Annotated in this window: 15 protein-coding genes; 14 read left to right on the top strand and 1 reads right to left on the bottom strand. The window is 59.7% G+C overall.

Features of this window, described 5'->3' with window-relative positions:
* Nucleotides 1–4: 4 nt before the first annotated feature.
* Nucleotides 5–820 carry a type III secretion system regulator SuhB gene (gene suhB, locus ACWHXD_RS25670; RefSeq protein WP_138762232.1) on the bottom strand — a complete coding sequence of 272 codons (816 nt, stop codon included), beginning with the start codon at nt 818–820 and terminating at the stop codon, nt 5–7.
* Nucleotides 821–965: 145 nt separating this feature from the next.
* Between suhB and trmJ the strand changes: the two genes are divergently transcribed.
* The 14 genes from trmJ (at nt 966) to ACWHXD_RS25600 (ending at nt 11,884) form a co-directional block, all read left to right on the top strand.
* Complete coding sequence (gene trmJ, locus ACWHXD_RS25665; RefSeq protein ID WP_014719824.1) at nt 966–1,736, top strand: tRNA (cytosine(32)/uridine(32)-2'-O)-methyltransferase TrmJ; 771 nt, start codon at nt 966–968, stop codon at nt 1,734–1,736.
* 2 nt (nt 1,737–1,738) lie between these two features.
* Nucleotides 1,739–2,521, top strand: coding sequence for a serine O-acetyltransferase (gene cysE, locus ACWHXD_RS25660; RefSeq protein ID WP_138762233.1), 783 nt, complete (start codon nt 1,739–1,741; stop codon nt 2,519–2,521).
* A 303-nt stretch (nt 2,522–2,824) separates the two neighbouring features.
* On the top strand, nt 2,825–3,316 hold the full coding sequence (gene iscR / locus ACWHXD_RS25655) for a Fe-S cluster assembly transcriptional regulator IscR (RefSeq protein WP_003194020.1): 492 nt from the start codon (nt 2,825–2,827) through the stop codon (nt 3,314–3,316).
* A 50-nt stretch (nt 3,317–3,366) separates the two neighbouring features.
* Nucleotides 3,367–4,581, top strand: a complete 1,215-nt coding sequence (locus tag ACWHXD_RS25650; protein ID WP_003194019.1) for an IscS subfamily cysteine desulfurase — start codon at nt 3,367–3,369, stop codon at nt 4,579–4,581.
* A gap of 99 nt (nt 4,582–4,680) precedes the next feature.
* Complete coding sequence (gene iscU / locus ACWHXD_RS25645) at nt 4,681–5,067, top strand: Fe-S cluster assembly scaffold IscU (protein WP_003175965.1); 387 nt, start codon at nt 4,681–4,683, stop codon at nt 5,065–5,067.
* A gap of 28 nt (nt 5,068–5,095) precedes the next feature.
* Nucleotides 5,096–5,419, top strand: coding sequence for an iron-sulfur cluster assembly protein IscA (gene iscA / locus ACWHXD_RS25640; RefSeq protein ID WP_003209680.1), 324 nt, complete (start codon nt 5,096–5,098; stop codon nt 5,417–5,419).
* Between the two features lie 8 nt (nt 5,420–5,427).
* Nucleotides 5,428–5,949 carry a co-chaperone HscB gene (gene hscB / locus ACWHXD_RS25635; RefSeq protein WP_065892372.1) on the top strand — a complete coding sequence of 174 codons (522 nt, stop codon included), beginning with the start codon at nt 5,428–5,430 and terminating at the stop codon, nt 5,947–5,949.
* Between the two features lie 51 nt (nt 5,950–6,000).
* Entirely contained in the window at nt 6,001–7,863 is a 1,863-nt protein-coding gene (gene hscA / locus ACWHXD_RS25630) for a Fe-S protein assembly chaperone HscA (RefSeq protein ID WP_032895387.1), read from the top strand.
* Nucleotides 7,864–7,866: 3 nt separating this feature from the next.
* A complete protein-coding gene (gene fdx / locus ACWHXD_RS25625; protein ID WP_032895388.1) occupies nt 7,867–8,208 on the top strand; it encodes an ISC system 2Fe-2S type ferredoxin in 342 nt (113 codons plus the stop codon).
* Nucleotides 8,209–8,222: 14 nt separating this feature from the next.
* Nucleotides 8,223–8,423 carry a Fe-S cluster assembly protein IscX gene (gene iscX, locus ACWHXD_RS25620; protein WP_003194015.1) on the top strand — a complete coding sequence of 67 codons (201 nt, stop codon included), beginning with the start codon at nt 8,223–8,225 and terminating at the stop codon, nt 8,421–8,423.
* A 91-nt stretch (nt 8,424–8,514) separates the two neighbouring features.
* A complete protein-coding gene (gene ndk, locus ACWHXD_RS25615; RefSeq protein WP_003175956.1) occupies nt 8,515–8,940 on the top strand; it encodes a nucleoside-diphosphate kinase in 426 nt (141 codons plus the stop codon).
* 29 nt (nt 8,941–8,969) lie between these two features.
* Nucleotides 8,970–10,118, top strand: coding sequence for a dual-specificity RNA methyltransferase RlmN (rlmN, locus tag ACWHXD_RS25610; RefSeq protein WP_003194014.1), 1,149 nt, complete (start codon nt 8,970–8,972; stop codon nt 10,116–10,118).
* 12 nt (nt 10,119–10,130) lie between these two features.
* Nucleotides 10,131–10,889 (top strand): type IV pilus biogenesis/stability protein PilW, encoded by a 759-nt coding sequence (pilW, locus tag ACWHXD_RS25605; protein ID WP_032895390.1) that lies wholly within the window; start codon nt 10,131–10,133, stop codon nt 10,887–10,889.
* Nucleotides 10,889–11,884 carry a RodZ domain-containing protein gene (locus ACWHXD_RS25600; protein ID WP_047711725.1) on the top strand — a complete coding sequence of 332 codons (996 nt, stop codon included), beginning with the start codon at nt 10,889–10,891 and terminating at the stop codon, nt 11,882–11,884. The genes pilW and ACWHXD_RS25600 overlap by 1 nt, the downstream gene beginning before the upstream one ends.
* Nucleotide 11,885 lies beyond the last annotated feature (1 nt).

Genomic DNA, 11,885 nt, shown 5'->3' with positions numbered 1-11,885 from the left:
GCGCTTAACGCTTCAGCGAAGCCGGCAGGTGCGGCTGGATCGCCGTCAGCACTGCCTTGAAGCATTTGGTGTTGCCAGCCACGACGTGGCCTTTCTCTAGGAAGTCGTGACCACCGGTGAAGTCGCTCACCAGGCCGCCCGCTTCTTGAATCAGCAGGGCGCCAGCAGCCATGTCCCACTCGGACAGGCCCGACTCCCAGAACGCATCAAAACGACCGGCGGCTACATACGCCAGGTCCAGGCTGGCTGCACCGGCGCGGCGGATGCCGGCGGTCTGGCCAACCAGGGCGCGGAACATGCCCAGGTAGTTTTCCAGGTTGTCCATCTGGTCGTCACGGAACGGGAAGCCGGTACCCAGCAGAGCGCCTTCCAGGCTGGTACGGCCGCTGACACGCAGGCGGCGGCCGTTCAACTGGGCGCCACGGCCACGGCTGGCGGTGAATTCTTCCTGGCGAACCGGGTCCAGCACAACGGCGTGTTCCAGGCGGCCACGGTATTTGCAGGCGACGCTCACGGCAAAGTGCGGGATGCCGCGCAGGAAGTTGGTGGTGCCATCCAGTGGGTCGATGATCCACAGGTAGTCTTCGCCTTCGCCGCTGCCTTTATGCAGGCCGGTTTCTTCGCCGAGGATGCCGTGGGTAGGGTAGGCCTTGCGCAGGGCGTCGATGATTTTCTGTTCGGCGGCGCGATCCACCTCGGATACATAATCCTTGGCGTCTTTTTCGTCGACCTTGATGGTATCCAGGCGCTCGATGGAGCGGAAAATCAATTCACTGGCGCTGCGGGCGGCGCGCAGCGCGATATTCAGCATGGGCTGCATGGATAGGTCACCTAAGGTTGTTAAAGAAAGCCGAGCATTCTAGCAGAAACTTTCTTCAGGTGAAGGACGACGTTCGCTTTCATGGCATAACCTTAGGCGGTTCTGTAAGATTTGCTCCCCTTTCCTGTGTCCGAGAGCGCCTCCCTTGCTGCAAAACATTCGTGTCGTCTTGGTCAATACCAGTCATCCCGGCAACATCGGCGGGGTGGCGCGAGCCATGAAAAACATGGGGCTGACGCGCCTAGTGCTGGTCGAACCGCGGGTATTCCCGCACCACGAGGCGGATGCCCGTGCGTCCGGCGCCAATGACTTGCTTGAAAATGCCCAGGTGGTCGCCACCTTGGAGGACGCCCTGGTCGGCTGCAATCTGGTGCTCGGCACCAGCGCCCGTGACCGTCGTATCCCTTGGCCGCTGCTGGACCCCCGTGAATGCGGCACCAAAGTGGTGGAAGAGGCAGCTGGCGGCGCTGAAATCGCCTTGGTCTTTGGTCGTGAAGACTCCGGCCTGACCAACGAAGAACTGCAGCGATGTCATTACCACGTGCATATCCCCTCAGACCCTGAGTTCAGCTCGCTGAACCTCGGGGCCGCGGTGCAGGTGCTGACTTATGAAGTGCGCATGGCCTGGCTGGCTGCTGCCGGCCAGCCGAGTAAAGTGGAAAAGGAAGAGGTTGCCTCGACCAAAAGTGGCGAGTTGGCCACCATGGACGAGCTGGAACGGTTCTATGAGCACCTGGAGCAAACCCTGGTCGCCATCGAATTCCTCGACCCTGAAAAGCCACGGCACTTGATGGCGCGCCTGCGTCGCTTGTATGGCCGCAGCTCGGTGAGCCGAGCTGAAATGAACATATTGCGTGGCATCCTCACGGAAACCCAGAAAGCGGCCCGTGGTGAGCTTCTTAAGCGGAAGGATTAAAAATGTTCGAGCGTTTGCGAGAAGATATCCAAAGTGTTTTCCACCGTGACCCGGCGGCGCGCAACGCCTTTGAAGTGCTGACCTGCTACCCGGGCATGCACGCGATCTGGATCCACCGCCTGTCCGGCGCCCTGTGGGGCATGGGCTGGAAATGGTTGGCGCGGCTGGTATCGAACTTCGGGCGCTGGTTGACCGGTATCGAGATCCACCCGGGCGCCAAAGTAGGTCGTCGGTTCTTTATCGACCACGGCATGGGCATCGTGATTGGCGAGACGGCCGAGATCGGCGATGACGTCACCCTCTATCAAGGCGTGACCCTGGGCGGCACCACCTGGAACAAGGGTAAGCGCCACCCAACACTGGGCGATGGTGTGGTGGTAGGGGCGGGCGCTAAGGTGCTCGGGCCGTTTACCGTGGGGGCTGGTGCGAAGGTTGGCTCCAATGCGGTGGTGACCAAGGCTGTACCGCCGGGTGCCACGGTTGTGGGTATTCCAGGCCGCATCATCGCCAAGCCGCAAGTTGGTGACGAGCAAGAGGCCAAGCGCAAGGCCATGGCCGAGAAGATTGGCTTCGATGCCTACGGCGTCAGTGAAGACATGCCCGACCCGGTGGCTCGTGCGATTGGTCAATTGCTCGATCATCTGCAGGCGGTGGATGGCAAGCTGGAGGGCATGTGCGGTGCGCTGAAGGAGTTGGGCAGCCCGTACTGTGCCAAAGACTTGCCTGAACTGCGCGAAGAAGATTTTGCTGAGATCAAGGACGAGGCTGCCACGAAGGCAAGCTGAGGTTTCGCAATCACTGCAAAACCCCTGTGGGGGCGGGCTTGCTCGCGAAGGCGGCGTGTCAGTCACCGGGTATATTGACTGGCCCATCGCATTCGCGAGCAAGCCCGCTCCCACATGTTGACCTCCGTTTGTCCTGCATTCTCGGCTCGGCCCTGTTCCCGCTGGTCCATCCCACCCCACCCTGCTATGATTCGCGCGCCCTTTTTACGGGTAATCCTGACTAAAGTACTAGGTCTTATAGTTGACTTAAATACTCGGGAATCGCATACTTGCTCCCATTCTGAAACACCTTGGTACTTGTCCATGAGACTGACTACAAAAGGCCGATACGCGGTGACCGCCATGCTCGACTTGGCCTTGCACGCGCAAACTGGGCCGGTGTCCCTGGCCGATATCTCCGAGCGCCAAGGCATTTCCCTGTCCTATCTCGAGCAGTTGTTCGCCAAATTGCGCCGTAGCAATCTGGTTTCCAGCGTTCGCGGTCCGGGTGGTGGCTATCAGTTGTCCCGCGACATGCAGGGCATTCAGGTGGCCCAGGTGATCGACGCGGTCAACGAATCCGTCGATGCCACCAAATGCCAGGGTTTGGGTGACTGCCATGCCGGCGACACCTGCCTGACTCACCACTTGTGGTGTGACTTGAGCCTGCAGATCCATGAGTTTTTGAGTGGTATCAGCTTGGCTGATCTTGTGACTCGCCGTGAGGTGCAAGAAGTAGCCCAGCGTCAGGACCAGCGCCGTTGCAATACCAAGGCGCCGCGTCTGGACAAGATTGAAGCGTCCGCCGTCGAGTGACAGCCGAAGAGCTAACGGCACGCCAGCCAGCCTGATTTAGGAGAAAGTCCATGAAATTGCCGATTTACCTTGATTACTCAGCGACCACCCCGGTTGATCCGCGTGTCGCGCAAAAAATGAGCGAATGCCTGCTGGTCGACGGAAACTTCGGCAACCCGGCCTCCCGTTCCCACGTATTCGGCTGGAAAGCCGAGGAAGCGGTCGAGAACGCTCGTCGCCAGGTCGCTGACCTGGTCAATGCCGACCCGCGCGAAATCGTATGGACCTCCGGAGCCACCGAGTCCGACAACCTGGCTATCAAGGGCGCGGCGCATTTCTACGCGACCAAAGGCAAACACCTGATCACCACCAAGATTGAGCACAAGGCTGTCCTGGACACCATGCGCCAACTGGAGCGTGAAGGTTTCGAGGTCACCTACCTCGAGCCGACCACCGACGGTATCGTCACTCCGGCCATGATCGAAGCTGCGATGCGTGAAGACACCATCCTGGTTTCGGTGATCCACGTGAACAACGAAATCGGCACCATCAACGACATCGCCGCCATCGGCGAGCTCACCCGCTCCAAGGGTGTGTTGCTGCACGTCGACGCTGCTCAGTCCACCGGCAAGGTCGATATCGACCTGTCCAAGCTGAAAGTCGACCTGATGTCGTTCTCTGCCCACAAGACTTACGGCCCTAAAGGCATCGGCGCGCTGTACGTGAGCCGCAAGCCTCGCGTGCGCATCGAAGCCACCATGCACGGCGGCGGTCACGAGCGCGGCATGCGTTCGGGCACCCTGGCGACCCACCAGATCGTCGGCATGGGCGAAGCCTTCCGTGTAGCCAAGGAAGACATGGCTGCCGAAAACGTGCGCATCAAGGCCCTGAGCGATCGCTTCTACAAGCAGGTCGAAAACCTTGAAGAGCTGTACATCAACGGCAGCATGACCGCCCGTGTACCGCACAACCTGAATTTGAGCTTCAACTACGTCGAAGGCGAGTCGCTGATCATGGCGCTCAAGGACCTGGCGGTATCGTCCGGTTCGGCCTGCACCTCGGCGTCCCTTGAGCCTTCGTACGTACTGCGCGCCCTGGGCCGCAACGACGAACTGGCCCACAGCTCGATCCGCTTTACGTTCGGCCGCTTCACCACCGAAGAGCAAGTCGACTACGCCGCGCAGAAGGTCTGCGAAGCCGTCAACAAGCTGCGCGTTCTGTCGCCACTGTGGGACATGTACAAAGACGGTGTCGATATTTCCAAGATCGAGTGGGCGGCACACTAACTATAGAAGCCGCCACCCAAGCTCTGTAGGAACGTGGCGGAAAACGCAGGCGTTTCTACAGGGTTCCAGAGCGGCCCTGATGAGTGAGGATTCAGTACCATGGCTTACAGCGAAAAGGTCATCGACCACTACGAAAACCCGCGCAACGTCGGCAAGATGAACGCGGAAGATCCTGATGTCGGCACCGGCATGGTCGGCGCTCCGGCGTGCGGCGATGTGATGCGCCTGCAGATCAAGGTCAACGATGCTGGCGTTATCGAAGACGCCAAATTCAAGACTTACGGCTGCGGTTCGGCCATCGCCTCCAGCTCCCTGGCGACCGAATGGATGAAAGGCAAGACCCTGGATGAGGCTGTCACCATCAGCAACACCCAGCTGGCCGAAGAACTGGCGCTGCCGCCAGTGAAAATCCACTGCTCGGTACTCGCTGAAGACGCCATCAAGGCGGCGGTTCGCGACTACAAGCAGAAGAAAGGCTTGATCTAAGCATTTGGCGACGAGTAAGGAGTCAACGATGGCTATCAGCATGACAGAAGCGGCTGCGCAGCACATTCGCCGCTCCCTGAATGGGCGCGGTAAAGGTGAGGGGATTCGTCTGGGTGTACGCACCACGGGCTGTTCCGGCCTTGCCTACGTGCTGGAGTTTGTCGACGAGGTGGTTGAAGAGGATCAGGTGTTCGAAAGTCACGGCGAAAAGGTGATTATCGACCCGAAAAGCCTGACCTACCTGGACGGCACCGAACTCGATTTCGTCAAGGAAGGGTTGAACGAAGGCTTCAAGTTCAACAACCCTAACGTGCGCGGTGAATGTGGCTGCGGCGAAAGCTTCAACATCTGAGGCTACTCGTGGGTACTCCTTGTCATTTCGCTTTATTCGAGCTGCAGCCGAGCTTTCGGCTGGACCTTGAGCAGCTTGCTACGCGCTACCGTGAGTTGGCGCGTGGCGTGCATCCGGACCGCTTCGCCGACGCTTCCGAGCGTGAGCAACGCTTGGCGCTGGAGCAATCGGCCAGCCTCAACGAAGCCTATCAGACGCTCAAAAGCCCCCCGAAACGCGCGCGTTATTTACTGGCGATGAAGGGCGGTGAGTTGCCGATGGAAGTCACCGTGCATGACCCGGACTTCCTGATGCAGCAGATGCAGTGGCGCGAAGAGCTCGAAGACTTGCAGGACGAAGCCGATGTGGCTGGCGTCGCGGTCTTCAAGCGCCGTCTGAAGGCGGCCCAGGATGAGCTCAACGAAAGCTTCGCAGCCTGTTGGGATGATGCGGCGCAACGCGAACAGGCCGAACGCCTGATGCGGCGCATGCAGTTTCTCGACAAGCTCACCTACGAAGTGCGCCAGCTAGAAGAGCGCCTCGACGATTAACCCAGTGCTGCCCGTGATGCACGCCTGATAGACAGATAAGACCTGATTACCATGGCTCTACTGCAAATCGCCGAACCCGGCCAAAGCCCTCAACCGCACCAGCGTCGCCTGGCGGTCGGGATTGACCTGGGCACCACCAATTCCCTGGTTGCTGCCTTGCGCAGCGGCCTGTCCGAGCCACTGCCCGATGCCGATGGGCAGGTGATCCTGCCGTCCGCCGTGCGTTATCACGCCGACCGCATCGAAGTGGGCGAATCGGCCAAGCTGGCCGCGTCCGCAGACCCCTTGAACACGGTGTTGTCGGTCAAGCGCTTGATGGGTCGTGGGTTGTCCGACGTCAAGCAATTGGGCGACCAACTGCCGTACCGCTTTGTCGGCGGTGAATCCCATATGCCGTTCATCGACACCGTCCAGGGGCCCAAGAGCCCGGTTGAAGTGTCGGCCGATATCCTCAAAGTGCTGCGCCAGCGTGCAGAAAGCACCCTGGGCGGTGAGCTGGTAGGGGCGGTGATCACTGTTCCGGCGTATTTCGACGACGCCCAGCGCCAAGCCACCAAGGATGCAGCGAAGCTTGCTGGCCTCAACGTGCTGCGCCTGCTCAACGAGCCGACTGCGGCGGCGGTGGCCTACGGCCTCGATCAGCACGCTGAAGGCCTGGTCGCTATTTATGACCTGGGCGGCGGCACCTTCGATATTTCGATCCTGCGCCTGACCGGCGGTGTGTTTGAAGTGCTCGCGACCGGCGGCGACAGCGCCCTGGGTGGCGATGATTTCGATCACGCCATTGCTGGCTGGATCATCAGCAGTGCCGGCTTGTCGGCCGACCTGGACCCAGGCGCGCAGCGCAACCTGCTGCAAACGGCCTGCGCGGCCAAAGAGGCGCTGACTGACGCTGCTTCTGTTGAAGTGTCCTACGGTGACTGGTCGGCACAGCTGACCCGCGAAGCCTTTGATGCGCTGATCGAGCCGATGGTCGCCCGCAGCCTCAAGGCCTGCCGTCGTGCTGTGCGTGATTCCGGTATCGAGTTGGAAGACGTCGGTGCAGTGGTCATGGTCGGCGGTTCCACCCGTGTGCCGCGCGTGCGTGAAGCGGTCGCCGAGGCCTTTGGGCGTCAACCATTGACCGAGATCGACCCGGATCAAGTCGTCGCCATCGGCGCTGCCATCCAGGCCGATACCCTGGCGGGTAACAAGCGCGATGGCGGCGAATTGCTGTTGCTCGACGTGATCCCGCTGTCCCTGGGCCTGGAAACCATGGGCGGCCTGATGGAGAAGGTGATTCCGCGTAACACCACCATCCCCGTCGCACGTGCCCAGGACTTCACCACCTACAAAGACGGCCAGACAGCCATGATGATTCATGTGCTGCAAGGTGAGCGCGAGCTGATCAGTGACTGCCGCTCCCTGGCGCGCTTTGAATTGCGCGGCATTCCGGCGATGGTGGCCGGTGCCGCCAAGATTCGCGTGACCTTCCAGGTCGATGCCGATGGCTTGCTCAGTGTCGCCGCGCGCGAACTGGCCTCGGGCGTTGAAGCCAGCATCCAGGTGAAGCCGTCCTACGGCCTCACCGATGGCGAAATCGCAAAGATGCTCAAGGATTCGTTCCAGTATGCCGGTGACGACAAAGTCGCCCGCGTATTGCGCGAGCAACAAGTGGATGCCCAGCGCCTGCTCGAAGCGGTGCAGGGTGCCCTTGAAGCCGATGGCGAACGCCTGCTGGATGCCGAAGAGCGCATGGTCATTGACCTGCAGATGCAAGAACTGGCCGAACTGATGAAAGGCAACGATGGCTACGCCATCGAGCAACAGACCAAGCGCCTGTCGCAAGTGACTGATGCCTTTGCCGCCCGCCGTATGGATCAGACGGTTAAAGCCGCGCTGGCGGGCCGCAACCTGAATGAAATTGAGGAATAACTGATGCCGCAGGTCACTTTTCTACCGCACGCCGAACATTGCCCTGAGGGCATGGTCGTGGAGGCTGAGACCGGCAAGTCCCTGCTCGACGTCGCGCATGACAACCATATCGAGATCGAAAGTGCCTGTGGCGGCGTCAATGCCTGCACCACCTGTCACTGCATCATTCGTAAAGGTTTCGACAGCCTCAATGAGGCTGACGACCTGGAAGAAGACTATCTTGATCGGGCGTGGGGCCTGGAGCCGACGTCGCGCCTGAGTTGCCAGGCGAAAGTGGGGACTGAAGACCTCACCGTCGAAATCCCGAAATATTCGCTTAACCATGCGGCCGAAGCGCCGCATTGATTCAAGGAAGTGTCATGAGTCTTAAATGGGTTGATGTACAAGAGATCGCTATCCTGTTGGCTGATGGCAACCCGGATTTGGATCCTTACTCCCTGAACTTTGTAGCTTTGCGTGACATGGTCATGGCATTGCCCGGGTTCGAAGATGAGCGTGATCGTGGCGGTGAAAAGGTCTTGGAAGCTATCCAGACTGCCTGGAAAGAAGAACAGGACTGACGCCTCCCTCACGCAGTTAGGCAATACCCAATAACCCGCGTATAATTCGCGGGTTTAATTTTTCGTAAATTACCGTTTCTGGAGTTACACCATGGCTGTTCAACGTACTTTCTCCATCATCAAGCCTGACGCTGTTGCAAAAAACGTCATCGGCGAGATCACCACTCGTTTCGAAAAAGCCGGCCTGAAGGTTGTAGCTTCGAAACTCAAGCAACTGTCCAAGGCTGAAGCTGAAGGCTTCTACGCTGAGCACAGCGCTCGTGGCTTCTTCGGCGACCTGGTTGCCTTCATGATCTCCGGTCCTGTTGTTGTTCAGGTTCTGGAAGGCGAAAACGCCATCGCTCTGAACCGTGAGCTGATGGGCGCTACCAACCCTAAAGAAGCGGCTGCCGGCACCATCCGTGCTGACTTCGCTGAATCCATCGACGCCAACGCTGTTCACGGCTCGGACTCCGAAGCTGCTGCTGCTCGCGAAATCTCGTACTTTTTCGCTGCTACTGAAGTAACCGCTCGCTAAGCATCGGCTTAAAGAGTGAGGGTGAATCCATGACTACATCGACTGTTAAAACCAACCTGCTGGGTCTGACTCAGCCGGAAATGGAGAAATTCTTCGACTCAATCGGGGAGAAGCGTTTCCGTGCCGGTCAGGTAATGAAGTGGATTCACCACTTTGGCGTCGACGATTTCGACGCCATGACGAACGTCAGCAAGGCCCTGCGCGACAAGCTCAAGGCCATTGCCGAGGTGCGTGGTCCCGAAGTGGTCAGCGAGGACATCTCCAGCGACGGTACCCGTAAGTGGGTCGTGCGCGTGGCGTCTGGCAGCTGTGTCGAGACCGTGTACATTCCCCAGGGCAAACGCGGCACTTTGTGCGTTTCGTCCCAGGCAGGCTGTGCCCTGGACTGCAGTTTCTGCTCCACCGGCAAGCAAGGCTTCAATAGCAACCTCACCGCCGCTGAAGTTATCGGCCAGGTGTGGATTGCCAACAAATCCTTTGGCAGCGTCCCGGCGACCGTCGACCGTGCCATCACCAACGTGGTGATGATGGGCATGGGTGAGCCGCTGCTGAACTTCGACAACGTGATTGCGGCCATGCACCTGATGATGGACGACCTGGGCTACGGCATCTCCAAGCGCCGTGTGACCCTGTCGACCTCCGGCGTGGTACCGATGATCGATGAGCTGGCCAAGCACATCGACGTCTCCCTTGCGTTGTCGCTGCACGCACCTAATGACGCATTGCGTAACCAATTGGTGCCGATCAACAAGAAGTATCCGCTTAAGATGTTGCTCGAGTCGTGCCAGCGTTATATGGCGACCCTGGGTGAAAAGCGTGTGTTGACCATTGAGTACACCATGCTCAAGGACGTCAACGACAAGCTGGAGCACGCGGTCGAGATGATCGAATTGCTCAAGGACACCCCGTGCAAGATCAACTTGATCCCGTTCAACCCGTTTCCCCATTCTGGCTACGAGCGGCCGAGCAACAACGCCATCCGTCGTTTCCAGGATCAACTGCACCAGGCCGGCTATAACGTCACTGTGCGAACCACCCGTGGTGAAGACATCGATGCCGCGTGTGGCCAATTGGTAGGGCAGGTGATGGACCGCACCCGCCGCAGTGAACGTTATATCGCCGTGCGCGAACTTAACGCCGCTGAAGATTTACCGCAAATCGCTGTGAATCGAATCTGAGAGAGGATCTCTATGCCCTTGCGCCTTGCGCTGCTTTTACTCTTTACCGGCCTGGTGGCCGGTTGCGTTTCATCGGGCCATGACAGCCCGTTGCGCACTGATAAAGGCCGTGATGAGGCGCGAGTTGCCTATGTGCAACTGGGCTTGGGGTATCTGCGCCAAGGCATGAGCGAGCAGGCCAAGGTGCCCTTGAAAAAGGCCCTGGAGCTGGACGCCGATGATGCCGATGCCAATGCCGCGCTGGCCCTGGTGTTTCAGGCCCAGGCCGAGCCCGAGCTGGCCGACCGCTATTTTCACAAGGCCCTGGCCTCCCGTCCTGCCGACCCGCGGCTGCTGAACAACTACGGCAGTTTCCTGTTCGAGCAGAAGCGGTATGACCTGGCGTCACGTTATTTCCAGCAAGCTTCCACCGATACCCTCTACCCGCAGCGTTCGCGGGTGTTCGAGAACCTCGGTGTGACCTCGATGCGCCTCGGCCAACGCGACAGCGCCCGCCAGCAACTGGAAAAAGCCCTGCATTTGAATAGTCGCCAGCCACGGGCATTGCTCGAAATGGCTGAGTTGTCTTACGAAGACAGGCATTATGTGCCGGCACGTGACTATTACGAGCGTTTTAGCCTGCTCAGCGGGCAAAATGCACGTAGTCTATTGCTCGGTGTGCGCCTGGCGACGGTTCATGAAGAACACGACACGGCCGCACGTTTTGGCCAGCAACTCGAACGACTCTATCCCGGTACGCCGGAATATCAGCAATACCTGTCGGAGCAATGATGAAAGCCGCGCACCCGGAAGATGTAGCAGCTAATCGCGTCAACCCAGGCGAAACCTTGCGCCAGGCCCGCGAAAGCAATGGTTGGTCGCTGGCGGAAGTGGCCCTCAAGCTCAATTTGACCAGCACCTCCCTGGCCAACCTGGAAGCTGGCGCGTTCGACAAGCTGCCTGGGCACACCTTTGCCCGCGGCTATATCCGCGCCTATGCCAAATTGCTGGGTATCGACCAGGCCGTGCTGGTCCAGGAGTTCGACCAGTTCACCGGTACCGACGCCCAGGGCAGTAATGTCCATGGGTTGGGGCGTATCGAAGAGCCAACGCGGGTTTCCCACACCATTTTGCGGATTGTCAGCCTGTTGTTGCTGATTGCCGTGGTCGGCGGCGGTTTTGTCTGGTGGCAAGACCAGACCTCCCAGCGCAACAAAGACCTGACCAGCAACGCCATGGAACATGTCGAAGTCGAAAGCGCCGACGGCACCACCCAGATTCACCCCCTGGACGAGCCGGAAGACCAGGCCGTGGTAGAAGGTCAAGCCGCGCCGCAAGCGCCTGCCACTGCCGAGCAACCCGCGCCAGACGCTGGCACGGCCCCGGCTGCGACGGCTGCGGTGCCGGCTCCGGCGGTTCCGACCGCTCCGGCAGCACCCGTGGCCCAGGCTCCGGCGGTTCCGGCACCTGCACCTGCGACCCCTGCGCCAGCCGCACCCGCAGCGCCGGCGATGTCGCCTCCCACCACCCCGGCATTGATCGCCGGTGACGGGCGCGTACAAATTACCTTCATCGCTGACTGCTGGACGCAGGTCACCGATGGCAACGGCAAAGTGCTGTTCAGTGGTTTGAAGCGTAAGGGAGATACGCTTGACCAGGGCGGCAAGCCTCCTTTGACGCTGCGTCTGGGCTTCGCCCGTGGCGCGCAAGTGGCCTACAACGGCCAGCCTGTAGACGTGGCGCCGTTCACCAGTGGCGAGACTGCTCGCCTCAAGTTGGGACAATAGT

The sequence above is a fragment of the Pseudomonas fjordensis genome, from assembly GCF_976987115.1.
This window is presented reverse-complemented; position numbering and strand designations above follow the sequence as displayed.

Bases quoted from the DNA above. Each gene is read 5' to 3' on its own strand.
- suhB (WP_138762232.1), bottom strand. From the start codon at position 820: ATGCAGCCCATGCTGAATATCGCGCTGCGCGCCGCCCGCAGCGCCAGT.
- cysE (WP_138762233.1), top strand. From the start codon at position 1,739: ATGTTCGAGCGTTTGCGAGAAGATATCCAAAGTGTTTTCCACCGTGAC.
- iscR (WP_003194020.1), top strand. From the start codon at position 2,825: ATGAGACTGACTACAAAAGGCCGATACGCGGTGACCGCCATGCTCGAC.
- ACWHXD_RS25650 (WP_003194019.1), top strand. From the start codon at position 3,367: ATGAAATTGCCGATTTACCTTGATTACTCAGCGACCACCCCGGTTGAT.
- iscU (WP_003175965.1), top strand. From the start codon at position 4,681: ATGGCTTACAGCGAAAAGGTCATCGACCACTACGAAAACCCGCGCAAC.
- iscA (WP_003209680.1), top strand. From the start codon at position 5,096: ATGGCTATCAGCATGACAGAAGCGGCTGCGCAGCACATTCGCCGCTCC.
- hscA (WP_032895387.1), top strand. From the start codon at position 6,001: ATGGCTCTACTGCAAATCGCCGAACCCGGCCAAAGCCCTCAACCGCAC.
- fdx (WP_032895388.1), top strand. From the start codon at position 7,867: ATGCCGCAGGTCACTTTTCTACCGCACGCCGAACATTGCCCTGAGGGC.
- iscX (WP_003194015.1), top strand. From the start codon at position 8,223: ATGAGTCTTAAATGGGTTGATGTACAAGAGATCGCTATCCTGTTGGCT.
- ndk (WP_003175956.1), top strand. From the start codon at position 8,515: ATGGCTGTTCAACGTACTTTCTCCATCATCAAGCCTGACGCTGTTGCA.
- rlmN (WP_003194014.1), top strand. From the start codon at position 8,970: ATGACTACATCGACTGTTAAAACCAACCTGCTGGGTCTGACTCAGCCG.
- pilW (WP_032895390.1), top strand. From the start codon at position 10,131: ATGCCCTTGCGCCTTGCGCTGCTTTTACTCTTTACCGGCCTGGTGGCC.
- ACWHXD_RS25600 (WP_047711725.1), top strand. From the start codon at position 10,889: ATGAAAGCCGCGCACCCGGAAGATGTAGCAGCTAATCGCGTCAACCCA.